Below are 24,851 nucleotides of genomic sequence, written 5' to 3'. Positions count from 1 at the left end.
TATGGATAAACTTATTATTGCAGGGCACGAACTTAGTAGTAGGCTTTTAATTGGTTCAGGAAAATTTCCAGATAAACGACTCATACCTCAGGTCATAAACAGCTCTGAGTCCCAAATTATAACCATGGCTTTAAGAAGGGTTGATTTAAACTCAACAGAAGAAAATATTCTAAACTATATACCTAAACAAAACATCTTGTTGCCTAATACCTCTGGGGCCAGAAATGCAGAGGAAGCTGTCAGGATAGCTAGGTTAGCAAAAGCTATGGGCTGTGGAGACTGGATTAAAATAGAAGTTATTTCTGATAATAAGTATTTAATGCCTGATAATTATGAAACAATTAAAGCAACAGAGATATTAGCAAAAGAAGGTTTTATTGTTTTACCTTATATGAATCCTGACTTAATGGTCGCTAAAAGTCTTGTTAATGCAGGTGCTGCAGCAGTTATGCCTTTAGGTGCACCTATAGGTACAAATAGAGGGCTTAAAACTAAAGAACTACTAAGAATATTAATAGCAGAAATAAAGTTGCCAATTATTGTTGATGCAGGCATTGGTAAACCGTCTCAAGCAACAGAAGCTATGGAAATGGGCGCTGCTGCTGTTTTAGTAAATACAGCTATTGCTACTGCTGGAGACCCAGTGCAGATGGCAAAAGCCTTTAACTTAAGTGTTAAAGCTGGTAGAATTGCTTACTTAGCCAAGACAGGAGCCGAAAAAATATGTGCTGATGCTTCCTCTCCTTTAACAGGCTTTTTGACTAAATAAGGAGATTAAAAATGTCATTTTATAAAGAGTATCTTAAATACAAACACTTTGTTTTTAATACCTTTTTTAGTAGTGTTACAAAAGAAAATGTAATTAGGTCAATCTCCCAACATCAACTTAGCATGAATGATTACCTAAATTTACTTTCTCCCACTGCCGAGGGTCTTTTAGAGCAGATAGCCCAAAAAGCACATAGCCTAACAGTTCAAAACTTTGGTAAAACAATTCAGCTTTATACACCTATGTATTTGGCAAACTATTGCATTAACAAATGTGCTTATTGTGGATTTAATATTGGAAACAAAATTGCCCGAAAGCAGTTAAACATGGCCGAGATAAAAGCAGAAGCCCAGTCAATATCAGCAACAGGTTTACGACATATCTTAATTTTAACAGGGGAGTCAAATAAACACACGCCTGTTTCATATATTGTTGATGCAGTTAAAGTTTTAAAGCAATACTTCGATTCTATAGCTATTGAAATTTACCCACTTACACAAGAAGAATACTGTAGGGTTGTTGAAGCTGGGGTAGATTCACTTACTGTATATCAAGAGGTCTACAACGAAACAATTTACGATAAAGTTCATATTTCTGGTCCAAAAAAGAACTATAGGTTTAGGTTAGATGCAGTTGAACGTGGCTGTTTAGCAAAAATGCATAGTGTTAATATAGGTGCTTTACTTGGGCTTGATGATTGGCGTAAAGAGGCCTTTTTTACAGGAATACATGCCAATTATCTGCAAAATAAATACCCCGATGTAGAAGTAGGCGTTTCATTACCACGATTGAGACCCCATATTGGTAGCTTTAATAGCTTTATAAATATAGAGGAAAAAAATATGGTTCAAATGATGATAGCGTTACGAGTTTTTATGCCTAGAGTTGCAATTAATATTTCTACTAGAGAGAGTAAAAGTTTTAGAAATAACTTAGTACCTTTAGGTGTAACAAAAATGTCTGCAGGGGTTTCTACCAAAGTTGGAGGTCACTCTGCCGATAGTACAAGCGACAGTCAGTTTGAAATATCAGATAACCGTAATGTAGCTGAAATGAAACAATATCTATTATCACGGGGTTATCAGCCAGTTTGTAAAGACTGGTTACAGCTATAGTTAAAGGTGAAAAATGTTATATCTTATAACTAATAGGCATTTAATAAAACGTGGTGATATCTATAGTGTTGTTTCAGAGGCATATCGAGGTGGGGTAGATGCAGTTATTTTAAGAGAAAAGGATTTATCATATAATGAATTACTACCTATAGCTCTAAAACTTAATAATATTACTCACCAATATGGTAAAAAGCTAATAATCAATAGCTGTTTTAAAACAGCTCAAAAAATTAAAGCAGATTTTTTTCATATTGGTTATGAGGACTACTTAAAACAAAAGCTAAACTTAAATAATATGCCCTATGGTATGTCTGTGCATAATATTAAAGAGGCTGTTTATGCAGAACAGAGACACGCCCAGTATGTCTTGGCAAGTCATATTTATCCAACAAAATGCAAACAAGGTCTTAAACCTAAAGGTCTTGAATTAATTAAAGCAATAAAGACACAGGTGAAAATACCGATTATAGCTTTAGGTGGAATAAGTGAAAAGAATATAGCCAAAGTAATACAAGCTGGTGCATATGGAGTAGCTGTTATGTCCGCAATAATGGGTTCGCTAAACCCCTACTTATCAGCAAAATATTTAAAGCAGTCAATGTTTAAATAATATAAAACAAAAGAGGGCAGTTTAAAAAACAGCCCTTTTTTACTTACCTACAATTATCAATGAATAGAGTAACCCTACCATATTTAAATAGTCAGAAGTAATTTTTGAATTGAATTATTTTTTACTAAATTAATAAATTAGGATTGTACAAAGTTAACATGATTACTTAGCTCTGGCAATACTTATAGAATTGTTTACTTGAAAAATGTTAACGTTTTGATATAATGTTTGTATATGTTTAAATATATTTATATTTAGTTGGTTGTTTTTTTTCATATTTACGAGTTTTAAATGCTTAAAGTGGATTCTTTAATATCTTTTTATGGTATAATTTTTATTGGTTAGTTCATTCAGTTCATTATGTTATGAGGTGTGTGAATAGAATGGAGTAAAACAAAAATGAGCAAGAAAAAAAAGTACTTAGATTTAACAACGGGTAGTATATGGAGACATATGATAAGACTAGCTATTCCAACTATAGGTGGTATGTTAGCTTTCACTATCTTTAACTTAACAGATACCTATTTTGTAGGTAAGCTAGGCACACAATCATTGGCGGCTATGGGGTTTACATTTCCTGTTGTTATGATTGTGGGTTCTATTGCATCTGGTATGAGCATAGGTGCAACCTCTGTATTGGCAAGAGCAGTAGGTAATAAAGATAAAAACCTAATGAAAAGAACAGCAACAGATGGTATCTTGTTATCTGCACTTACAGTAATAATTATTTCTATAATTGGTTTATTGACTTTAAATCCTGTATTTAAACTATTGGGAGCAGACAGTGAAACTTTGCCCTTGGTAAAAGAGTATATGACTATTTGGTATTCGTGTGTATTTGTGGTGATTATGCCTCCTGTAAGTGATTCGTGTATGAGGGCTTTAGGAGATATGGTTAGACCCTTTTTAGTGATGCTGGTATGTGCAATTACCAATATAATTTTAGATCCAATCCTAATTTTTGGTTGGTTTGGTTTGCCTGCTATGGGTATTAAGGGAGCTGCTTTAGCAACTATAATTTCTAGGTTTGCAGGTATGATTGCTACGCTTTCCTTTTTACACTTTCATCATGGATTATTAGATTTTAAAATCAGGAGTTTTAAAACTGTTTTTGAGTCATGGAAAAGGATTTTACATGTAGGTTTACCTGGTGCTGTAGTCAGGCTCTTCCCCCAGATTTTAAGAAGTGTTTTAACAGCTTTAGCAGCGGCAACTGCTGGTTCAACAGCGGTAGCAGCAATTGCAGCAGGAACCCGCATAGAGAGTTTTGGTTTTGTAATTAGTGGTGCAGTGGGCACAACTATAGTTCCACTAATCGGGCAAAATTGGGGGGCAAAACAGTACGGTAGAGTTAGCGAATTACGTAAAATAATTAATCAAATAGCTATAGTATTTGGTTTATTTATGTTTGTGGCAGCAGTTGTTTTTGCCGAGCCTTTAACAAGAGTATTTTCTCAGGATCCTCAAGTAATAAAATTAACGGTTTGGTACTTAAAAATTATGTTATTTGGTTCTATTGGGCTAAACCTCTATAATTGGGCAGGACAAAAGTTAAATGCTATTGGTAAGCCATTTTGGGGTTTCATAATAAACGGGCTAGGCACTTGTGTTTTACTCATACCTGCAACAGTTATGGGCTCAAAAATAAATGGTTATATTGGCATGTTATTAGGCCTTTGTGTTGGTCAATTAATATTAGGGGTAATATCTGTTGTTATTAATAAAAAACAAATGCAGCCGACTGTAGTTGAAAGAGAGGCTGCCTAAGAATATAAGATATTACAATGTTGCATATAAAGCTGTCGCATATAAAGCGGCAGTTTTTTTTATGTTATAAATTAAAAACTACAAAAATATATTTAATTTTAAGTCATCTACAACAAATGCCTATAATAATAACTTAATTTGTAATTAATGATTCTCATATGCTTTTTTTCTTAAATCAACTAAAAAACTTAATAATATATCCTAAAAAAAATATAAAATTTGTCGATATAGTTTAAAGGTAGCTTATACATATATTAGGAGAATTGCAAATGACTAATACGACTCAAGTTACATTACTGGATATGGTTGAATGTATTGTTGAATCTTTAAAATTAGCGAATCCTAATTTACATGAACATAGCGTTGTTACAGCTAGAATTGCATACGGTATTGGACAAAGTTATGGATTAAATAGCGTACAACAAAGGGATTTAGTAGTATGCTCTTTGTTACATTGCGTAGGTACATTGATTACAAACTTTGAGTTCAATAGTGATAAGCTCCAATCAAAGATTAAAAGAGTTTATTGCCGTTCTATGTACAAAATACTAAGCAAGTGTAGTAGGGTTGAAAATATCAGCAATATTTTTAAGTGTTTAATCTTTAGAGAAGATATTAATGTATCAACAGAAACTGCAAAAATTCAAAGCGATATAGTTCGTTTATCTTGTTATATTGCTCGTGAATTAGATTTAACAGAAAACAGCTTAGTTCAAAAATCTCAAATAGTAGAAACTGCAAATAATAATTGTATAGATATAAGTACCAAAGTAAAAGAAGCATTTTTAAATGTAACAAATAAAGATTGTTTTTGGTTACATATTGTGAGTCCTTCGGCTAGGATTACACAGTTAAGGTTAAAGAAAATTAAAGAGTTTGATACTATGTTAACCTATAAAGAAATATGTTCATTTGCTATAATCATAGCCTATATGATCGACTTTAAAAGTCCAAATACCATAAATCATTCTTATGGGGTAGCAATAACCTCATATTATTTAGGTGTTTTATGTGGTTTACCCGATGAGGAATGTGATAAACTGAAAATAGCTGGTTATGTTCATGACATTGGCAAGCTAGGAGTGCCAGATGAAATACTTTACAAAGCCTCAAAGTTGAGTCAAGTTGAGTTTAGTTACATAAAAAAACACCCATATGATACATACAGAGTTTTAGAGAAAATTAAAGGATTAAAAGATGTGCGAGATTGGGCAGCTTACCACCATGAAAAGCCAGACGGTAAAGGTTATCCGTTTAATATTTATGCTCAATATTTACCAATACAGTGTAGAATCCTTACTATTGCAGATGTGTTTAGTGCATTAAGAGAAGATAGAATGTATCGAAAAAGGTTTCCAAAGGAGAAGGTAATCTTTGAACTAAAAAAAATGTTTTCAGAAAGCCAAAAAGACATTGAAATTGTCAATCTTTTAATAAAACATTATGAAAAAATAGAATTAGCCAGAATGGTAGCTGAAGTAGATTCTTATAATCAATATGTTGAGTTGATTGAGGCGGTAGGTGGCAAAGCAAATCATGATATTTGCTCAGTAGCTGATAAAAAAGCTAGCTATTTACCTTAATTGGCTTGACTAAATATAACACCGGTATTAAAATTAAAAACAACTTAATAAACAGTTTAAGGTTCTTTTATATTTTTTATATAAAAGCTAAGAGGGAAAACGGTAAAAGCCGTTGCAGCCCCCGCTACTGTAAACATGACGAAATCTTAAATAGCCACTATTTAAAAAATGGGAAGGCAAGAGAGTAGAGAGATTGTGAGCCAGGAGACCTGCCTTTTACCGTGACAAGCTACTTCGGAGGGAAGTTGGTGATATAGTTTTATTTTATTTAAAAATCACACCAATTTTTGGTGTTTTTTTTGTTTTAAAAAAATAGGAGGGTAACTATGGGTAAAAAAGCTTTATTGGTAATAAGTTTTGGCACAACATATCAAGAAACAAGAGAAAAAACTATTTTGGCAATAGAACAGAACTTTGCAAATAAATTTGAGGGATATGATGTATTTAGAGCATTTACATCACGAAAGGTAATAAAAAAACTTAAGGATAGAGATAACATAATTGTTAATACACCAACAGAAGCACTAGAAAAAATATTGCAAAAAAACTATGAAGAAGTAATGTGCCAAAGCACGCATGTAATAAATGGTTTTGAATATGATAAAACTTTAGCAGAAATAAAAGAATTTAGTAATAAATTTAGTATGTTTTCTTTTGGTAAACCTTTGTTGTCTTCTCATGAAGATTATATATCTTCCGCAAAAGCAGTTTTAAAATACATACCTCAACTTAAGGATAATGAGGCTTTATTTTTAATGGGACATGGTACAGAGCATGCTGCAAACGAATCCTATTTAAATTTAGAAGATGCCTTTAGAGAGTTGGCTCAAGAAAATATTTATGTTGGAACAGTAGAAGGGCACCCTGAAATAGAGGATTTAATGCTTACTATTAAATGTAAAGATATCTCTAAAATACATCTAATGCCTTTTATGATTGTAGCTGGTGATCATGCCCAAAATGATATGGCAAGTGAAGAGCCAGATTCATGGAAATCATTATTAGAGAGTCAAGGTTACTTAGTTGAAGTAAATTTAACTGGACTTGGAGAGATACCAGAGATTAGAGACATATTTGTGAAACATTTAAAACAGGGACAATAAAAAAGGAAATAACTTAGTTAATGCCTTTGTTCATTGAAAATATACTAACTATTCGTAGAAAATAACATTTTACAAGCTCTTCTTGACTAATAATAAGAAAGTCTATAGAATGAATTCAGAATTATATAAAAAAAGATTAATTTTATTTGTTTAATAACATAATTTTAATGAATATGATGTAATAAATTATTAATTAATTTTATAATTAAAAATTGAATAGCGATTTAAGGTTCCTTTGTTGGTAAAACAAAGGCTAAGAGGGAAAACGGTGAAAAACCGTTGCAGCCCCCGTTACTGTAAACATGACGAAATCTTAATTAAGCCACTATTTTAACTAAATGGGAAGGCAAGAGAGTAGAGTGATTGTGAGCCAGGAGACCTGCCTTATATCAAGTTAATCAACTACTTCGGTGGGAGGTAGGTGGCAGTAGTAATTAATAATACTTTTATTATTTATGCACACCTATTCCTAGGTGTGTTTTTTGCTTTAAAAATAGTTGTCTTATTAAAATTTTAGAATGAGGTAAGTTAAATGTCAGCAGTAGTTATCGCAGGTACCAACAGTGGCGCTGGAAAAACAACAGTATCTATGGCTATAATGGCTGCTTTGGCAAAACACCATAAAGTACAGCCTTTTAAAGTAGGTCCAGATTATATTGATCCTGCTTTTCATAGCTATATTACAAAACGTAGTTGTCGCAATCTAGACTCCTGGATGGTTCAGGAAAAATACTTAAAATACCTTTATTTAAAGAATAACAACGATGCAGATATTAGCATCATAGAGGGAGTTATGGGGTTATTTGATGGTGCTGAAATTGGCAGTGATATTGGCAGTACTGCTAAAATTGCAAAAATACTTAGCTTGCCAGTAATTTTAGTAGTTAATGCGCAAGGAATCTCCCAATCAGTTGCCGCTATAGTTAAAGGTTATGCTGATTTTGATAAAGATTTAAACCTTAAGGCTGTTATATTTAATAATGTAAGCGGTGAAAAACACTATCAACTTCTTAAAGAGGCTGTTGAAAAATACAGCAATGTTAAAGCCCTCGGTTATTTAACAAAATCACAAGAGGTTATGTTACCCGAGAGGCATTTGGGTTTGGTTCCAGCAATTGAGCAAGGTCAACTAAACAATATTATAAATAAATTAGCTTACTTAGCAGAGCAAACAATAGACCTTAATGGTATAAAGGCTTTAGCTAAAAAGGCTAAGCCTATAAAAGCTGAGTTTATAAACATAGAAAAAATAACAGACTTAAATCTAGCACTTGCTTATGATAAAGCCTTTAATTTTTATTACCAAGATAATTTAGATTTGTTACAAGAACTAGGTGTAAATATTATAAAATTCAGCCCCTTAACAGATAAATGTCTACCTATTGAAGCGAACATGGTTATGTTCGGTGGGGGTTTTCCAGAGGTCTTTGCTGCTGAATTAGAGAGCAATAAAGCAATGTTAACAGATATAAAAAATAAGCTTTCTTTAGGACTACCTTATGTAGCAGAGTGTGGTGGGTTGATGTATTTATGTAATTCAATAACTACCCTACAAGACAAAAAGCATAGTATGGTAGCTTGGTTTAATAGTGATGCTGTAATGACAAAAAGATTACAGCGTTTTGGTTATGCTACCCTAACAAATTTAAGCAGTAACATTTATGGAGATGAAAATCACACAACGAAAGTTCACGAGTTTCATCGCTCTAAGCTATTGCCAAACACTGAAACCAAAGTTTTTAGTTTACAAAAAATACGTAAACAACAGGTTATAAAAGAATGGACATGTGGTCTTTCAAAACTTAATGGTGTGGGTTCATATGCTCATTTACACTATTATGCAAACTTAAGTTTTCCACAAAACCTTGTAAAATCTGTTAACAACTACTTAAAAAAGGGGAGAAAAAATGACTAACTATATAGTAAACCCATATCTTATAGAGGAAAAAAGCATGGAAATCATTGAATCTATAATGAAAAATCCTGCTGGTTTTTCAAAAATTCAATTACCTGTAATTAAGAGAGTTATCCACACCACTGCGGATTTTGAGTATGAGCAGTTAATAAAATTCAATGGTGAAGTAATAAGTAAAGCCCTAAAATACTTAAAAGAGGGCTGCCAAATTTATACTGACACCAGCATGATTAAGGCAGGTGTTAATAAAACAAAACTGGCTTCATTAAACTGTGAGTTATGCAACTATGTACACGATGACGATATCAAGAAAATAGCTAAAGAGCAGGGCATTACCAGATCAATGGCAGCTATTGAAAAGGCATATTTTAATAAAAATATTAAAATATTTGCCATAGGTAATGCCCCAACTGCTTTGTTTAAATTATTAGAACTCTGTAATCAGTATACCAAAGAAACCCCCATTATTATTGGGGTACCTGTAGGATTTGTGGGGGCAGCAGAGTCTAAACAACAATTAGCTAACCATAAACATATTCCTTATATAACAGTTGAAGGTCGTAAAGGTGGAAGTACTGTTACTGTAGCAATTATTAACGCCTTATTAAAACAAATAAAGTAGGCTAACTATGCTTAATAAATTTATTAATAAAGGCGGAAAAAAACTAAGATATGGCTATACTACAGGTTCTTGCGCTACAGCTGCTGCTAAAGCAGCTACTAAAATGCTTTTAACTCAAAAGCCTCTTAAAACAGTGTTGATAGATACCCCAAAGGGTTGGAGACTAGAGCTTAATATTCACGATATAGAAATATCTAAAGACTTTGTTAGCTGTTCAGTAATTAAAGATAGTGGAGACGATCCTGATATAACTAATGGAATTAAAGTTTTTGCCACAGTTAGTTTAAATGAAAGCCTTAAAATAATTGGTGGAAAAGGTATAGGAGTAGTTACCAAAAAGGGCTTATCAGTAGCGGTAGGTGAGCCTGCTATTAATCCTGTACCCAGGCAAATGATAATAAATGAAGTTAGTAAGGTTTTACCTGAAAATAAAGCCGTATTAATAAAAATTAGTGTGCCAAATGGTGAACAAATTGCCCAGAAAACCTTTAATCCTAACCTAGGTATTGTTGGTGGTATTTCAATTATAGGTACAAGTGGCATAGTTGAGCCAATGTCTCAACAGGCGCTTAAAGAATCTTTAGCTTTAGAGTTAAATATTCAAGTTGAGTCGGGTAATAAAGCCTTGGTTTTTGTTCCTGGTAATTATGGCTTTAGTTATGCTTTATCACTAAATGTAGATAGCAATAAAATAATAAAAACAAGTAATTTTATAGGCTTTATTTTAGATAAAGCCGAAGAGATAGGGCTACAAAGAATACTTATTATCGGCCATTTAGGAAAGTTGGTTAAGGTTGCAGGGGGAATTTTTCAAACCCATAGCAAATACGCTGATGCCAGAATGGAGATATTGGCGGCTTACTGTGCCTCCATAGGAGCCAGCAGTATTCTTACTAATGAAATACTTAATTGTAATACTACCGAGCAAGCTGTAGAACTTATAAAGGATAATAAGTTAACTAAGGTCTTTAACATTTTGGCCAATAAAGTAGCTAACAGAGCCACTAAAAGAACCCATGATAGCCTAAAAATTGAGTGCATAATATTCTCTCAGGGTTTTGGAGAATTGGGTAGATCAGCTAATGCCGATAATCTATTAAAGGAGTTTAAAAATGCCAAAAGTTAGGGTAGTAGGGTTAGGTCCTGGCAGTAGAGATTATATTCTGCCAATCAGTAACAAGATAATAAAAGACTGCCAAGTTGTAATAGCAGCTAAACGTAATCTTGCCAGTATAGAAATAAAGAATCAACAAACTTTACTTATTGATAAAAACCTAACTGAAGTTAAAGAGTTTATATTAAGCAATAAGAACACCACAAAAATAGCTGTTGTGGTATCTGGTGATACCGGTTTTTATAGCCTACTTAATTACCTTAAAGGATTTTTACAGGATAATGAGCTAACTGTTTACCCCGGTATTAGTAGTATGCAATATATGTTTGCCAAAATAAAACAGAGCTATCAGCAGGCCCATTTAACCAGCCTGCATGGTAGAGCTAACGATATTATAGATAAGGTTAAAATTCATGACTATGTAGGGGTACTGACAGATAAAATAAATAGCCCAGCAGCAATCGCAAGTTTACTAATAAACAATGACTTATTAAACTATAGGCTTTATATAGGTGAAAATTTATCTTACGAGAATGAGCACATCCATCAATTAACAGTACCAGAGGCAATGGCATTTTCGACACCGCATATAAATACCGTGATTATTTGCAAAATTAAGGAGTAAAACAATGAGTAAATATGGTTTGAAAGATGACCTCTTTATTAGGGGTGAGGTGCCAATGACTAAGGCTGAGGTACGGGCTATAACCCTTAGTAAGCTCCAGCTAATGCCTCATAATACGGTAGTAGATATTGGAGCAGGCTCGGGTTCTGTTACAGTAGAATGTGCCCTTAATTGTCCTAAAGGTATGGTATATGCAATTGAAAAAAGTGAAAAAGCCTTGCCAATTATTAAACAAAATATTGCCAAGTTTAAACTACAAAATGTAGAAATTATAGAGGGTAAGGCACCAGTAGATTTACCTATAATAACAAATTTAACTAGTGCTTTTATCGGTGGCAGTGGGGGACAGCTTGATAATATCTTTAGCTGGCTAGCTACTAATCTTATAGCTCAAGGCATTGTTGTGGCAAACTGTATTACCTTAGAAAACGCAGTTAAAATAATAAATCTCTTAAAGCAGTACCAGTACAAAAATATTGAAATAGTGCAGGCTAGCATAGCAAAAGGCAAGTCGTTAGCCAACTTAACTATGATGATAGCAAATAACCCAGTATATATTATTAGCGCCCAAAAATAAAAGAGGTAGAGATAATGAAAAAAGTTTTCTTCATTGGTGCCGGACCTGGCGATCCAGAGTTACTTACGCTTAAAGGAAAAAAATTAATAGACAATGCTGATGTAATAATTTATGCTGGCTCATTAGTAAACCCTTTAGTTTATCAGGATAAAAAGGATTCAGCTATTGTTTATAATAGTGCTCAAATGAGCTTACCAGAGGTATTAAAAGTAATGGTAGAGGCTGTTGCCAACCATAAATCGGTAGTTCGCATTCATACTGGAGACCCTAGTATATATGGAGCTATCCAAGAACAAATGGACTTTTTACTAAAGCATAATATTGAATATGAAGTAGTACCAGGGGTTAGCTCCTTTACTGCCTCTGCCGCTGCTATAAAGCGAGAGTTTACCTTGCCTGGCGTTACCCAAACCGTAATATGTACCAGACTTGAAGGCAGAACTCCCGTGCCAAAACTAGAGCAATTAGAGCTTTTAGCAAGCCACCAAGCTAGTATGGCTATATTTTTATCGGTGCAAATGATTGATAAGGTTGTAAAACGACTTACTAAGCATTATGGAGAAACAACTCCAGTGGCTGTAGTAGAGCGAGCTACTTGGCCTAATCAAAAAATAGTTATCGGTACCCTAGCTAATATAGCAGCTAAAGTTAAAGAGGCTAACATAACTCGCACTGCTCAAATACTTGTAGGTGATTTTATCGACTGTGAATATCAGTTTTCTAAGTTGTATGATGAAAACTTTAGCCATATGTTTAGAGAGGCAAAGTAAATGTCGACTGCCATCATAACACTTTCGAAAGCAGCCCGAGATTTAGCACTTAAAATAAAACAAACAAACAATAGTTATTGTATATATACAATGTCAAAATATCAGCTAGAAGGTACTGAGCTTATAGATGGTAAATTTAGCAGTTTTGTGGGGGATATATTTAACAAATACGATACCTTAATATTTATAATGGCAACGGGTATTGTGGTACGTTCTATAGCCCCATATTTAAAACATAAATCGCTTGACCCAGCTGTGTTAGTAGTAGATAACAAAGCTCAGTATGTTATCAGCTTGTTATCTGGTCATTTAGGTGGAGCAAATGAAAAAGCAGAGCAACTTGCTAAAGAGATTTTGGCCACTGCCATAATAACAACAGCCTCAGATTTAAACCATAAGTTAGCTGTAGATATGTTTGCTAAGCAGAATAACTTAGTTATAAAAGATTTTAATAATGCTAAACTAGTAACTTCCTTAATAATTAACGAAGAACAGGTGGGAATTTTAACAGACTTTGCTCTTAAAAGGGTGTTGTTGCCCCACAATGTAAAAATAATAAAAAGCATAAACAATGATATTAATGGTTTAATTTATATTACCAATAAACAGGTATTGCCTCAGTTTTCAGGGGAGCTTGTTCAGCTAATAAAGCCCAATATTGTAATTGGTATTGGTTGCAAAAAAGGTATAGAAGCAAACCACGTCATAAACACTGTTTATGCCAAGCTAAAACAACTAAATTTAGCCAATGAAGCTGTTGTTAAAATAGCCTCCGTAGATATTAAAAAGAATGAGCCTGCAATTTTAGAACTTGCTAAAAAGTTAGGTGTTAGCTATATAACCTATTCTGTAAAGGAACTAAATGAGGTTGAACATTTATTTGAAATATCTCAATTTGTGAAAAAGACAATAGGGGTGGGTACGGTTTGTGAGGCGGCTGGTTACTTAGCCTCACAGCAAGGTGAATGTTTAGTAAAAAAAGAGAAACACTCGGGCGTGACACTATCTATCTGGCAAGAGGGGGTAAAAAAGTGATATATGTAATTGGCATTGGACCAGGTTCAACAGATTATTTATCTGTTAAAGCCTTAAATTTAATAAAAAACTGTGAGGTCGTTGTTGGTTATAAAACCTATGTAAATTTAATTAAGCAACTATTAACAAATCAACAGGTGTTTACTACAGGAATGCGTGGCGAAGTAGAGCGTTGCCATAAAGCTTTACAATTGGCAAGCCTCGGTAAAACAGTGGCATTAGTAAGTGGCGGCGATGCAGGAGTATATGGCATGGCTGGTCTAATGAATGAAATTGTCATAAAACAAGGCAGTGATATTAAAGTTGAAGTTATACCTGGTATTACATCAGCCAATGCAGCAGCTGCATCTTTGGGGGCGGCTCTTATGCATGATTATGTCACCATTAGTTTGAGTGATTTATTAACCGATTGGGATGTAATAAGTAAGCGACTTCATTGTGCTGGAGAAGGGGATTTTGTAGTTGCCATTTATAACCCTAAAAGCAAAGGCAGGGCTACCCATATCAATAAAGCTCAGCAAATACTATTGCAGTATAAAAGCCCTAATACCCCTGTTGGGATAGTTAGGAATGCTAAGCGAGATCAACAGGAAATAGAGATTACAGACTTAGCAAACATGTGTGAATGCGAAATTAATATGTCAACTATGGTTATTGTGGGTAACTCCAAAAGCTATATCCATGGCAATAAACTGATAACCCCTAGGGGGTATTCATATTGATTTTAGTATTTGGAGGCACTAAAGACGGCAGAGAGATCATAAACTTGCTCCTAACTAAAGGGTATAAGGTTATTGCTTCTACTGCTACTGAGTACGGTATTAATTTACTAAGTAATCATCCTAATTTAAAAAAGATTCACGGAAAACTAGATTTTGAGGAAATTTGCACATTAATAAAAACTGAAAAAGTCACAACAATAATAGATGCTACTCATCCTTATGCCGTAGAAATATCTCAAAATATTATTAAAGTTAGTACACATTTAAAAATAAAGGCCATTCGTTATGATCGACCATCTGTTAATCGGTCGAATATAACTAAGCTTAACTCTTATGTGGAAATAAACTACTACCTTAAGCAGCATAAAGGAAACATTCTATTAACAATAGGAGCCAATAATCTTAACCTAATAACTAAGGTTGTTGATAAAAACCGAATAATTGCAAGGCTGTTGCCAGTTAGTTCATCGCTAAAAAAGGCTGAGAATGCGGGTTTAAAACCTAGTCAAATAATTGCCATACAGGGACCATGTAGCACGGAATTAAATAGCAGTCTATTAAAGCAATTTAATATAAAATATCTGGTAACTAAAGATAGCGGTTATGAAGGAGGTCTTGTTCAAAAGCTAGAGGCAGCCCAGCAAAATAATGTAGAAGTAATAATGTTATCTCGACCACAACTACCCTATAAATGGGTGGTTAATGGAATTGATGATATAAACAAAATGTTATAAAGAATAAGAGGAGAAAATATGAAAAATAAACTAATTAGTTTATTAGTATTATCTATACTAATTACCGGTTGTTTGGCCGGATGTACCAATAACACTAAACCAGCAGATAAAAACACAGATTTTCAGTCAGTATATCCTGAGTTTGTTACAGACTCAAATGAAACAAGTGTTACTTATGTAAATGTAGATGGAGAGTCTATTACAGTTACTAAAAAACCTAAAAAAGTAGTAGTATTATTAAACTCTATACTAGATCTTTGGTATTTAGCAGGTGGCGAATCTATAGCAAGGGTAAAGGGTACCGTAAATGTACCGACTGAAGCTGCTGATCTACCAATTTTAGGTAGCTTTGCAACAGTTAGTGCTGAGGCTGTAATGGCTCTTGAGCCTGATTTAGTATTACTATCCAGCACTTCATCTGCCCATAAAAAGCTCTATAAAACTCTATCTGATAATAATATTGAGTGTGCCCCTATGGATACTGGAACACAGGCTTATACCGCCTTTCAAAAGAACCTTTATTTAATGACTGAAATTTTAGGAACCCAAGATATTTTTAATGAGAAAATTAAGGCTATTACAGATGAGTGTAACTCTATTATCAAAAAAGCTGAGACTATATCAGAGAAGCCTAACATAGCAGTTTTATATGTAACTAGTAAGTCAATTAGATCAGAAACACAGCACTCTTTAACCGGTGAAATGCTTGACTTATTAGGCGCTCAAAATATTATAAAAGGTAAAGATATTCCTGTTGCAGGTAGCACCAGAGTAGACTTTAGTTTAGAAGTTTTAGCGGCTAGAGACCCTCAGTATTTGTTTATTTGTACTATGGGTGATGTAGATGCATGTAAAGAAAAAGTAGCAAAAGATATCAAGAAAAACGCAATTTGGTCGGAAATGGACGCCGTAAAAAATAATAGAGTATACTATTTGCCAAAAGAAAACTATGTGTATAAACCAAATGCTCAATACCCAGAGGCATTAAGTTATTTAGCTAAAATTATTTATCCAGAGACATTTAAATAAAATGAATAATAATAAAGCCAAAAAAACAGGAACATTGTTATTTGTATTTTTGGCATTTACCGTTATTAGCTTTTTACTAAGCGTAAGCTTAGGGGCTTATCACATACCTATAAAAGAGATCTTAAAAGCAATAATGCATAATGATAATAGCTTAAATAGTAGAATTATATTAAATCTTAGAATTCCGCGTTCTTTAGTGGCCTCTTTAGTTGGAACAAGCTTAGCCTTGGCAGGAGCAATTCTCCAGGGGGTTATGCGAAACCCCTGGCTTCTCCTAATATTATTGGAGTATCTTCGGGGGCGGGCTTTATGGCCACTGTTTCTTTAATTCTGCTGCCTAAACTAACATTTATGCTTACCCCTTTTGCCTTTATAGGGGCATTAACAACAACTATTATTATATATGGTTTATCGTGGAAGAATGGCATTCAACCTTTAAGAATGATTTTAGCTGGTATAGCTGTTTCAACACTATTAAATGCTTTTATAAGTTTAATCTTAATATTTTATCCAGACAGAGTATCGGATACATTAGGGTTTAAAATAGGAAGTTTAACAGCTATAACTTGGCATGAATTTTATCAACTAGTGCCTTATACCGTTGTGGGCTTTGTATTAGCTATTATCGTTGCTGAAAAACTAAATGTATTAATGTTAGGCGATGATATTGCTGGCAGCTTAGGTTTAAACGTAGAATTAACACGTTTATTTTTAATAATCTTATCCTCTGTGTTGGCTGCTAGTGCAGTTAGCATAGTAGGATTGTTAGGCTTTGTGGGCTTAATTGTTCCCCATATTGCTAGGATTTTAGTTGGATCAGAACACCGTGTATTATTTGCTGCAAGTGCTATTTTAGGGGCGGGACTAGTACTAATATGTGACACTATCTCAAGGGTTATTTTTGCACCACTAGAATTACCCTTAGGAATAGTAATGTCTATAATTGGGGTACCTTTTTTCTTGTATTTACTAAAGGGTGGTATGAAGAATGCTAGAGCTAAATAATGTATCAATAGCTTACGATAATCAGGTAGTAGTAAATAAGCTCTCATGCCAGTTTATTAAACACAAAATAACAACAATTATTGGCCCCAATGGTTGTGGTAAATCTACCTTGCTAAAGGCCATAAGTAAAGGCAAACGCATAAATGCAGGATCTATTAGTTTAAATGGCAAACCTTTGATGAAAATAAAGTATAAAGAGCTTGCAAAAATAATAGCTTTGTTGCCTCAGAATCCCCAAATTCCCTATAGTATAACGGCAAAACAGCTGATTACTTTGGGACGCTACCCTTTTCATAAATGGAATTCAGGTTTATCTGGTGCTGATAAAGAGGTTATAGAGAGGGTTATTAAACAAACTAATATAGTCAATTTACAGGAAAAATACCTACATGAGATGTCGGGTGGTGAAAAACAACGTGCTTGGATAGCAATGACTTTAGCCCAAGAGCCGCAGCTCTTATTGTTAGATGAACCTACAACTTTTTTAGATATAAATCACCAATATGAAACCCTTGAGCTAATAAAAAAACTCAATGAACAGCAAAAAATAACTATTGTTATGGTTTTGCATGATATTAATCAAGCTGCTAGATATTCAGATAATATTATTGTCATGAATAAGGGTCAAGTAAAGGCTCAGGGCAGTGTAACAGATGTTATTAATGAACAACTAATTCAACAGGTATTTAAGCTTAAAACAAAAATTATTTTGGATGAAATAAATAACAAACCTATAATCATTCCTATTTAGGATAATATACATGGTAGATGAACAACATTTAAATTGTTTAACTGTTACTTGTTTTAAGAATTCGCAATAACAAACAAGTAATGAACGGCATGTTTGTTACGGTGAATAAAACTGGAATCACCTCAGTGTGATTCCGTTTGGGGTGTTAAGCAGTCCTATATTTAATTCATTTTTAAGTAATAACAAAGAGGAACCACACAGTCGTTCCTCTTTGTTATTTTTTAGTTGCTGTACATCGAACTTTCAATTCACTTCTTCCACCCCTAATTATAGAGGCAGAGGGATTATCCCTAGCACATTAAATAATTCATAAACAAAAAAAACAAAAGACTTAATTTAAGTAAATTTAATAAAAATAGATATAAAAATAAATAATTTAAACAATTCTATTTACAAATGAATTATTAATGATAAAATTGTTTGTTGATGTCTATATTTAACATATTGTTATAAAAAGCATTTATATAACAATAAATAAAAATTAAGGTGCATAAAAAAAACAGGGTTTATAATTATAACTATCAATAATACATAAATAAAAAATTGAGCAATAGTTACAGATATTAGCCTTGTGTTTAAAAGTGAGGGAGTGGAAATGTCGAGAACACTGGTTGAGAGAATTAAAGATCTTATGAACGAAAAATTAAAAATCCTAAGTGAGTTGCGTAATATTAATTATGAGCTGACATTAAAAAAAACACCAAAACAGCTACAAGAATTACATAATAATTATCAGCAAAGAAATGAATATATTGAGCAACTAGATGTTAAAGTAAACCAGTTAATTATGAATATTAATATGGATAATACTCGTAGCTTACAGCATGTGTTATCTTTTAAAGAGCTTTATAATGCAGATTGTTTTGGGGAGAGGATATCTGACATTAGCAATAAAGTTTTATATGAGTATAATACAATAATGAATTTAGATAAGATACTAATCAAACAGTATAAAGAAATAACCAAAGATTATCAAAAAACATTGAGCATTTCAGACTAATACTTTACACACATTCATATAAGAGTGTGTGATTTTATTTATAATAAGGCTTTAGTTTCAATGCAATTAATAAGATTTTATTTATTTATATAATTTAACTAGATTTTAACTTATTTATAGTATATTATAACTACCTGTAAGGTAGTTAGTCGTGTGACTAACAATGAGGAGATTCTAAAGCTAATGAAAACAAGTACAAGAGAATTACTACTAGAATCAGTCCATAAAACGTTGCTCTTGAACGGAAGTAATAAAACTACTATAAAAGAAATAGCCAAAAATGCAGGTGTGAATCATGGTTTAGTACATCATTACTTTAGTTCTAAAGAGGATCTCTTTATAGCTGTATTAATATATAAAAACGGTGCATTTTGCGAAAGCATCAACAACATTAGTGAAAATGAAGATATAGAGAAGGTATTAAGCAAGTTTATTATTCCAAATTTAATGCTACTAATTGAATTTACCAACCTAGCAAATAGTATGCCTAAACTACAGGTAGAGCTCGGTAATAGATTGAATATTACAAGGAATGTTATCGGTAAACACTACAATATTAAATGTGTTGAAAAGCAAAAGGTGTTACTAGCTAGTTTATTAGGTTTTTTAGTTCACAGTAGAATTGATCACAACCTTAGTTTAAACGACTATGTGAGGAATTTAGTAAGTTTACTTAATAGGTAATAGAGGTGAAAGAATGCATATAGGAATTGATATAGGAAGTACAACGGTGAAACTGATTTGTTTAAATGATAATAATGAAATTATTTTTAAACGATATCGAAGACATTACTCAAAAATCCAAGAAAACTTAATAGATATACTAAAAGATTTAATGCAAGAAACAAATATTAATCATGCCAAGGTATCAATAGCTGGCTCAGCTGGCATGGATATTGCTGAAATATTAGAGATTGAATTTACTCAAGAGGTTATAGCAGCAACTCTGGCTGTTCAAAAGTACCAGCCACATACCGATGCTGTGATTGAAATTGGCGGTGAGGATGTAAAAGTAATATTCTTTGACCAAACTATTGAGCAACGTATGAATAGTACTTGTGCAGGAGGTACTGGAGCCTTTATTGATCAGATGTCTAAGTTACTAAATATTACGCCCGCAGAGCTTAATGAAAAAGCAAAAAAAGCTAACAAGGTTTATGCAATTGCTTCTCGTTGTGGGGTGTTTGCTAAAACAGATATTCAAGCCCTTATTAACCAAGGAGTAACTAAAGAAGATATCTCTATTAGTATTTTTCAGGCTGTAGTTAATCAAACCATTGCGGGGTTAGCACAGGGAAGAGAATTTAAAGGCAATATTTGCTTTTTAGGAGGACCTTTAACCTTTTTTAGCGAGTTAAGAAATCAGTTTATAAAAACCCTTAAGCTAAAGGATAGTGAAATTGTATTTCCAGATAACTCCGAATACTACATTGCTTTGGGCTGTGCATTATATGCCCAAGATATGAAAGAAATAGATCTACATGATTTAATAAAAAAACTGTCAAACACCAATTTAGCTTATAGCATTACCAATAGACTAAAGCCCCTTTTTAATAATGAGCTAGAAAAAGAACAGTTTTTAAGAAGACATCATCAGGTTGATTTTGTAAAGCAGAAATTAAGTGAATACCAAGATGATATATATATTGGCATAGATGCAGGTTCAACCACAACCAAAATATTAGTTATAGGTAAAAATAACGAAATACTACACTCTTATTATGACTATAATCATGGAAGTGTAATTGAGGTAGTAAAACAACAGTTAGTTGAAATAACTAGCTTAAAACATAAAAACGCTCTTATAAAAGCCGTAGGGGTAACGGGCTATGGTGAGGAATTAATTAAAGCCGCGTTTAACCTAGATATTGGCGAAGTTGAGACTATTGCTCACTTTGAAGCAGCAAAACACTTTATGCCCGAAGTAGATTTTATAATAGATATTGGTGGCCAAGATATGAAGTGTTTAAAAATAAGCAACGGTGTTATTGAGTCTATAGTGCTTAACGAGGCTTGTTCTTCGGGCTGTGGTTCATTTATATCTACCTTTGCAAACTCCTTAAACTACAGTGTAGAACAGTTTGCTGAGTTGGCCTTAAAGGCAAAACAGCCTGTAGATCTTGGTTCGAGATGCACTATTTTTATGAACTCAAGTGTTAAACAGGCTCAAAAAGAGGGTGCAAGCGTAGAGGATATTGCAGCAGGACTTGGCATTAGTGTTGTTAAAAACGCTTTGTATAAAGTGTTAAGAGTAAACAGTGCTGAAGATTTAGGTAAAAACATAGTTGTTCAAGGTGGTACTTTTTATAATGACGCTATTTTACGTTCCTTTGAATTAGAAACAAATAGCACAGTGGTTAGGCCATCTATCGCAGGTTTAATGGGAGCATTTGGCATTGCTCTGCTTGCTAAAAAGAGAATAACAGGCAGTAAATCAAGCATAATATCGCCACAAGAAATTAGTGATTTTAGCGTAAAAAATACCACAGTTACCTGTAAAAAATGTAATAACCGTTGTAGCTTAACAATCTCTACATTTAATAATGGCAGCAAATATATATCTGGAAATAGATGTGAAAAAGGTTTAGGTTTATCTAAGAAAAAACAAAGTTATGATGCCAATAAATTTAAACTAAATTACCTGCAAAACCTTAAATCAAATAAGCACAGCCAAAAAATAGGTATACCTCTGGTACTTAATATGTACGAAAACCTGCCGTTTTGGGTAGAGTTTTTTAATGTGCTTGGAGTTGAGGTAGTTACTAGTGAAATATCTACCCGTGAGACCTACGAAAAAGGTCAACATACTATTCCTAGTGATACGGTTTGTTATCCAGCTAAAATGGTACATGGCCATATTGAAAGCTTATTAGATTTGGGGATAGAAACCATATTTTATCCTTGTATAGTATATAACTTTAAAGAAAAGGATTACCCTAAAAATCATTATAATTGTCCGGTTGTTGCCTCATATGCAGAGGTTATAAAAAATAATGTTAGTAGAATAAAAGATAAAAACTTTGTAATACCTTATATAACACTTAACGATAAAAAGGTCTTTACTAAAAAAATGATTCCAGAGTTAAAACAAATGGCTATTATAAAGTCTAGTAGAGAAATCGGAAAAGCCTATGAGCAAGGTATGTTAGCCTATCTAAAATATAAAAAAGCTGTAATAGATTATGGAAAAGAGGCTTTAGAATTTGCCAATCAAAACCACAAAAAAGTAATAGTACTTGCTGGTAGACCATACCATATTGACCCAGAGGTTAACCATGGTATAACAGATTTATTATCATCATTAGATATAGTTACTTTAACAGAAGATTGTGTTTCGAGTTTGGCTGATCATAGCTCGGCTAAGGTCTTAAACCAATGGACATACCATACTAGGCTGTATGATGCAGCTAAATATGTGGCAGATAGTAATAACAATAACATGCAACTAATTCAATTGGTATCGTTTGGTTGTGGTTTAGATGCAATAACTTCAGATGAAACCAAACGAATACTAGAACAGAGTGGTAAGGTATATACACAAATTAAAATTGATGAGATGAGTAATTTGGGAGCAGTTAAAATAAGGATTCGTTCACTTATATCAACAATGTTAGAGAAACGAGGTGAATAGAATGGCAGAGTTACAATATAACGAAGATGGTAGACTACTTTTTACCGAAGAAATGCGCAAAGAATACACTATATTGGTTCCACAAATGGCACCATTTCACTTTGACCTGTTGGTAGAGACCTTAAATCAAGAAGGGTTTAAGTCGGAGCTTTTAGATAATGTAGGGCCTAATTTAGTTTCTGAGGGATTAAAATATGTGCATAATGATTCTTGTTATCCTGCTTTGTTAGTAATTGGTCAAGTTTTAGATGCCATAAAAAATAAGGGTTACGATAAAGATAAAATTGCAGTTATCATTACCCAAACTGGTGGGGGTTGTAGGGCAAGTAATTATATTCATCTGTTAAGAGCAGCCCTTAAAAAAACTGGATTAGCACAGGTTCCAGTTATATCTCTTAATATTTCTAAGCTGGAAGCAAATCCAGGGTTTAAACCGTCTATTAAGTTTTGGTTTAAGGCAATTTGGAGTGTTTTTTACGGTGACCTAATGTTACAGCTTTATAATGAAGTTATGCCCTATGAAATCAATAAAGGTGAAACAGATGCCTTAGTGGCTAAATGGAAACAAAAGATTATGCACAGCTATAAACATGACTCTGTGTTAAATAGCAAGGCCTATAAAAAAAATACTAAAAAAATGGTTAGTGATTTTGCTAACATAGCTGTAACAGGCAATAAATTACCTAAGGTAGGTATAGTGGGTGAAATTTATGTTAAGTTTTCAGCTATTGGTAATAACAATTTAGAGGACTTTTTACGAGGTGAACAAGTAGAGGTAGTTGTACCCCCTTTAATGGATTTTATCCTGTTTAAGCTAGATTATCGAGCCCTAGAAGTAGATTGGTATGGCGGTAAGGCAATTAAAAAACATGCAGTTCACTTTATGATAAGCTATATTGAAAAAGTAAGAGACTATAGTAGAGACATACTAGCGAAAGCAGGATTCTCTAGACCCATAGAGTTCGACAAATTAAAGGGCTTAGTAAAGGGCATTGTTTCACGAGGAAATAGAATGGGCGAAGGCTGGTTATTAACAGCCGAAATGATAGAGCTCATAAAACATGATGCCCCAAATATAGTTTGTGCTCAGCCATTTGGTTGTTTGCCTAACCATATTTCGGGTAAAGGATCCATGAAAATTATAAAAGAAAACTACCCCCAAGCTAATATAGTAGCAATAGATTATGACCCAGGAGCTTCGGCTGTTAATCAGCGTAATAGAATAAAATTAATGTTATCCAATATTAAAAGGTAAAAAAGTGGCTTATAGCCACTTTTTTTGGTTTGGGCTTGTTTTTGCAAAAGCATCGCGGGGTTGGTATTTTGCTTGGCAAATACGGGGTGGACTCGCTATGGCTCGTGGGGTGGGTAGCCCTTTAGGCTACGGGGGGTGCTCGACTTTGTCATCGCGATTATGGTTAACCCACCCCGCAACCTAAAGGGTTGCCCACTCCGTATTTCACTTTGTGAAATACCCACCCCACGATGCCGAAGGCGAGTCCATCCCATAATATTTTTACATAAAAAAATATTATCCAACACATAAAAATATGTTATAATCTCTTTAGCTTGTTTATATAAATATTAAAGTGGCTTATTTTTAGGGGGTAATTATTATTTATTCTATAGGAATAGACTCAGGATCAGTTGCTACCAAAGGGGTTTTATACAACGGTGCTATTGTTAAAAGTATGATAGTGCCAACGGGGTGGAGTCCTCAAAAAACATCGCTTAAGGTTTACAACTGTTTGTTAAATGAGGCTAAACAAAATAATGTAAAAGTTATTGGTACAGGTTACGGTAGGGTATCAATGAAGTTTGTAAATAAAACAGTAACTGAAATTAAATGTCATGCCACAGGTGCATACTACTTAAATAATAAAGCCCGAACAATTTTAGATATTGGGGGGCAAGACAGTAAAGTAATTTCTCTAAATAGTAATGGCAAGGTAGTAGATTTTTTAATGAATGATAAATGTGCGGCGGGTACAGGTCGGTTTTTACAGGTAATGGTTAATAAATTAGGTGAAGATATTGGCAAAATAGACCAGCTAGCTAGTGGAGCTAAGCCAGCTGAAATATCTAATATGTGTACAGTTTTTGCAGAATCAGAGGTAATTAGTCTTTTAGCTAATGGTGTAGACAAGGCCTCGATAGCGGCAGGCATAATAGAATCAATTGCTAATAGAGCTTGTAATATGATTAAAAGAGTAAACTATAAAGATGAAATTATTTTTACAGGAGGTCTCTCTCAAAGTAATTTACTAAAATTAGCTATAGAGAAGAGCTTAGGTGTGCCAGTAATTACCTATGAAAACTCCCAATTAATTGGTGCTTTAGGGGCAGCAATTGTAGGATATAACTTAAATTAAGG

Annotated in this window: 24 protein-coding genes and 2 riboswitches; all 24 genes read left to right on the top strand. The window is 33.4% G+C overall.

Going from position 1 to position 24,851, the window contains the following annotated elements:
* Position 1 precedes the first annotated feature (1 nt).
* Positions 2–769 (top strand): thiazole synthase, encoded by a 768-nt coding sequence (locus IMX26_RS08030; protein WP_195161152.1) that lies wholly within the window; start codon positions 2–4, stop codon positions 767–769.
* Positions 770–780: 11 nt separating this feature from the next.
* A complete protein-coding gene (gene thiH / locus IMX26_RS08025) occupies positions 781–1,884 on the top strand; it encodes a 2-iminoacetate synthase ThiH (RefSeq protein WP_195161151.1) in 1,104 nt (367 codons plus the stop codon).
* Positions 1,885–1,897: 13 nt separating this feature from the next.
* The gene (locus tag IMX26_RS08020; protein WP_195161150.1) at positions 1,898–2,494 is read left to right on the top strand and encodes a thiamine phosphate synthase; all 597 of its coding nucleotides are present in this window, start codon (positions 1,898–1,900) and stop codon (positions 2,492–2,494) included.
* A gap of 399 nt (positions 2,495–2,893) precedes the next feature.
* Positions 2,894–4,261: an MATE family efflux transporter gene (locus IMX26_RS08015; RefSeq protein ID WP_195161149.1), complete on the top strand. Its 1,368-nt coding sequence runs from the start codon at positions 2,894–2,896 to the stop codon at positions 4,259–4,261.
* Between the two features lie 269 nt (positions 4,262–4,530).
* A complete protein-coding gene (locus IMX26_RS08010) occupies positions 4,531–5,844 on the top strand; it encodes an HD domain-containing phosphohydrolase (RefSeq protein ID WP_195161148.1) in 1,314 nt (437 codons plus the stop codon).
* Positions 5,845–5,886: 42 nt separating this feature from the next.
* Positions 5,887–6,076: riboswitch (cobalamin riboswitch) on the top strand.
* Positions 6,077–6,170: 94 nt separating this feature from the next.
* Positions 6,171–6,947 (top strand): sirohydrochlorin cobaltochelatase, encoded by a 777-nt coding sequence (locus IMX26_RS08005; RefSeq protein ID WP_195161147.1) that lies wholly within the window; start codon positions 6,171–6,173, stop codon positions 6,945–6,947.
* Between the two features lie 210 nt (positions 6,948–7,157).
* A riboswitch (cobalamin riboswitch) is annotated at positions 7,158–7,349 on the top strand.
* Between the two features lie 130 nt (positions 7,350–7,479).
* Entirely contained in the window at positions 7,480–8,862 is a 1,383-nt protein-coding gene (locus tag IMX26_RS08000) for a cobyrinate a,c-diamide synthase (protein ID WP_195161146.1), read from the top strand.
* On the top strand, positions 8,855–9,484 hold the full coding sequence (locus IMX26_RS07995; RefSeq protein WP_195161145.1) for a precorrin-8X methylmutase: 630 nt from the start codon (positions 8,855–8,857) through the stop codon (positions 9,482–9,484). Before IMX26_RS08000 ends, IMX26_RS07995 begins: the two co-directional genes overlap by 8 nt.
* Positions 9,485–9,491: 7 nt before the next feature.
* Entirely contained in the window at positions 9,492–10,610 is a 1,119-nt protein-coding gene (cbiD, locus tag IMX26_RS07990) for a cobalt-precorrin-5B (C(1))-methyltransferase CbiD (protein ID WP_195161144.1), read from the top strand.
* Complete coding sequence (cbiE, locus tag IMX26_RS07985; protein ID WP_195161143.1) at positions 10,597–11,223, top strand: precorrin-6y C5,15-methyltransferase (decarboxylating) subunit CbiE; 627 nt, start codon at positions 10,597–10,599, stop codon at positions 11,221–11,223. The genes cbiD and cbiE overlap by 14 nt, the downstream gene beginning before the upstream one ends.
* 4 nt (positions 11,224–11,227) lie before the next feature.
* On the top strand, positions 11,228–11,800 hold the full coding sequence (gene cbiT, locus IMX26_RS07980; RefSeq protein ID WP_195161142.1) for a precorrin-6Y C5,15-methyltransferase (decarboxylating) subunit CbiT: 573 nt from the start codon (positions 11,228–11,230) through the stop codon (positions 11,798–11,800).
* Between the two features lie 11 nt (positions 11,801–11,811).
* Positions 11,812–12,570 (top strand): precorrin-4 C(11)-methyltransferase, encoded by a 759-nt coding sequence (gene cobM / locus IMX26_RS07975; protein ID WP_207729345.1) that lies wholly within the window; start codon positions 11,812–11,814, stop codon positions 12,568–12,570.
* Positions 12,571–13,605: a cobalt-precorrin 5A hydrolase gene (gene cbiG, locus IMX26_RS07970; RefSeq protein ID WP_195161140.1), complete on the top strand. Its 1,035-nt coding sequence runs from the start codon at positions 12,571–12,573 to the stop codon at positions 13,603–13,605. It abuts the gene before it with no gap.
* Positions 13,602–14,327 (top strand): precorrin-3B C(17)-methyltransferase, encoded by a 726-nt coding sequence (gene cobJ, locus IMX26_RS07965; protein ID WP_243259327.1) that lies wholly within the window; start codon positions 13,602–13,604, stop codon positions 14,325–14,327. The genes cbiG and cobJ overlap by 4 nt, the downstream gene beginning before the upstream one ends.
* Complete coding sequence (cobK, locus tag IMX26_RS07960) at positions 14,324–15,061, top strand: precorrin-6A reductase (RefSeq protein WP_195161139.1); 738 nt, start codon at positions 14,324–14,326, stop codon at positions 15,059–15,061. Before cobJ ends, cobK begins: the two co-directional genes overlap by 4 nt.
* Positions 15,062–15,079: 18 nt before the next feature.
* On the top strand, positions 15,080–16,090 hold the full coding sequence (locus IMX26_RS07955) for an ABC transporter substrate-binding protein (RefSeq protein WP_195161138.1): 1,011 nt from the start codon (positions 15,080–15,082) through the stop codon (positions 16,088–16,090).
* A 1-nt stretch (position 16,091) separates the two neighbouring features.
* Positions 16,092–16,418 (top strand): iron chelate uptake ABC transporter family permease subunit, encoded by a 327-nt coding sequence (locus IMX26_RS17860; protein ID WP_243259326.1) that lies wholly within the window; start codon positions 16,092–16,094, stop codon positions 16,416–16,418.
* Positions 16,400–17,095, top strand: a complete 696-nt coding sequence (locus IMX26_RS07950) for an iron ABC transporter permease (protein WP_243259325.1) — start codon at positions 16,400–16,402, stop codon at positions 17,093–17,095. Before IMX26_RS17860 ends, IMX26_RS07950 begins: the two co-directional genes overlap by 19 nt.
* The gene (locus IMX26_RS07945; protein WP_195161137.1) at positions 17,079–17,846 is read left to right on the top strand and encodes an ABC transporter ATP-binding protein; all 768 of its coding nucleotides are present in this window, start codon (positions 17,079–17,081) and stop codon (positions 17,844–17,846) included. The genes IMX26_RS07950 and IMX26_RS07945 overlap by 17 nt, the downstream gene beginning before the upstream one ends.
* A 595-nt stretch (positions 17,847–18,441) precedes the next feature.
* The gene (locus IMX26_RS07940; protein WP_195161136.1) at positions 18,442–18,846 is read left to right on the top strand and encodes a hypothetical protein; all 405 of its coding nucleotides are present in this window, start codon (positions 18,442–18,444) and stop codon (positions 18,844–18,846) included.
* A 183-nt stretch (positions 18,847–19,029) separates the two neighbouring features.
* Positions 19,030–19,530, top strand: coding sequence for a TetR/AcrR family transcriptional regulator (locus tag IMX26_RS07935; protein WP_195161135.1), 501 nt, complete (start codon positions 19,030–19,032; stop codon positions 19,528–19,530).
* Positions 19,531–19,543: 13 nt separating this feature from the next.
* Positions 19,544–22,477: an acyl-CoA dehydratase activase-related protein gene (locus tag IMX26_RS07930; RefSeq protein ID WP_195161134.1), complete on the top strand. Its 2,934-nt coding sequence runs from the start codon at positions 19,544–19,546 to the stop codon at positions 22,475–22,477.
* A 1-nt stretch (position 22,478) separates the two neighbouring features.
* Positions 22,479–23,732 (top strand): 2-hydroxyacyl-CoA dehydratase, encoded by a 1,254-nt coding sequence (locus tag IMX26_RS18105; protein WP_195161133.1) that lies wholly within the window; start codon positions 22,479–22,481, stop codon positions 23,730–23,732.
* Between the two features lie 355 nt (positions 23,733–24,087).
* Positions 24,088–24,849 (top strand): acyl-CoA dehydratase activase, encoded by a 762-nt coding sequence (locus IMX26_RS07920; protein ID WP_347707909.1) that lies wholly within the window; start codon positions 24,088–24,090, stop codon positions 24,847–24,849.
* The last annotated feature ends 2 nt before the right edge of the window (positions 24,850–24,851 follow it).

Origin of the sequence: Clostridium sp. 'deep sea', from assembly GCF_014931565.1 — a bacterium.
Classification (GTDB): Bacteria; Bacillota; UBA994; order PWPR01; family PWPR01.
Note: the sequence above shows the minus strand (reverse complement) of the source record. Positions and strands in the feature narration are given on the sequence as shown.

Bases quoted from the DNA above. Each gene is read 5' to 3' on its own strand.
- IMX26_RS07930 (WP_195161134.1), top strand. From the start codon at position 19,544: ATGCATATAGGAATTGATATAGGAAGTACAACGGTGAAACTGATTTGT.
- IMX26_RS07940 (WP_195161136.1), top strand. From the start codon at position 18,442: ATGTCGAGAACACTGGTTGAGAGAATTAAAGATCTTATGAACGAAAAA.
- thiH (WP_195161151.1), top strand. From the start codon at position 781: ATGTCATTTTATAAAGAGTATCTTAAATACAAACACTTTGTTTTTAAT.
- IMX26_RS08030 (WP_195161152.1), top strand. From the start codon at position 2: ATGGATAAACTTATTATTGCAGGGCACGAACTTAGTAGTAGGCTTTTA.
- IMX26_RS07945 (WP_195161137.1), top strand. From the start codon at position 17,079: ATGCTAGAGCTAAATAATGTATCAATAGCTTACGATAATCAGGTAGTA.
- cbiD (WP_195161144.1), top strand. From the start codon at position 9,492: ATGCTTAATAAATTTATTAATAAAGGCGGAAAAAAACTAAGATATGGC.
- IMX26_RS07935 (WP_195161135.1), top strand. From the start codon at position 19,030: ATGAAAACAAGTACAAGAGAATTACTACTAGAATCAGTCCATAAAACG.
- IMX26_RS08005 (WP_195161147.1), top strand. From the start codon at position 6,171: ATGGGTAAAAAAGCTTTATTGGTAATAAGTTTTGGCACAACATATCAA.
- IMX26_RS18105 (WP_195161133.1), top strand. From the start codon at position 22,479: ATGGCAGAGTTACAATATAACGAAGATGGTAGACTACTTTTTACCGAA.
- IMX26_RS07955 (WP_195161138.1), top strand. From the start codon at position 15,080: ATGAAAAATAAACTAATTAGTTTATTAGTATTATCTATACTAATTACC.
- cbiG (WP_195161140.1), top strand. From the start codon at position 12,571: ATGTCGACTGCCATCATAACACTTTCGAAAGCAGCCCGAGATTTAGCA.
- IMX26_RS07995 (WP_195161145.1), top strand. From the start codon at position 8,855: ATGACTAACTATATAGTAAACCCATATCTTATAGAGGAAAAAAGCATG.
- cbiE (WP_195161143.1), top strand. From the start codon at position 10,597: ATGCCAAAAGTTAGGGTAGTAGGGTTAGGTCCTGGCAGTAGAGATTAT.
- IMX26_RS08020 (WP_195161150.1), top strand. From the start codon at position 1,898: ATGTTATATCTTATAACTAATAGGCATTTAATAAAACGTGGTGATATC.
- IMX26_RS08010 (WP_195161148.1), top strand. From the start codon at position 4,531: ATGACTAATACGACTCAAGTTACATTACTGGATATGGTTGAATGTATT.
- IMX26_RS08015 (WP_195161149.1), top strand. From the start codon at position 2,894: ATGAGCAAGAAAAAAAAGTACTTAGATTTAACAACGGGTAGTATATGG.
- IMX26_RS17860 (WP_243259326.1), top strand. From the start codon at position 16,092: ATGAATAATAATAAAGCCAAAAAAACAGGAACATTGTTATTTGTATTT.
- cbiT (WP_195161142.1), top strand. From the start codon at position 11,228: ATGAGTAAATATGGTTTGAAAGATGACCTCTTTATTAGGGGTGAGGTG.
- IMX26_RS07950 (WP_243259325.1), top strand. From the start codon at position 16,400: ATGGCCACTGTTTCTTTAATTCTGCTGCCTAAACTAACATTTATGCTT.
- IMX26_RS08000 (WP_195161146.1), top strand. From the start codon at position 7,480: ATGTCAGCAGTAGTTATCGCAGGTACCAACAGTGGCGCTGGAAAAACA.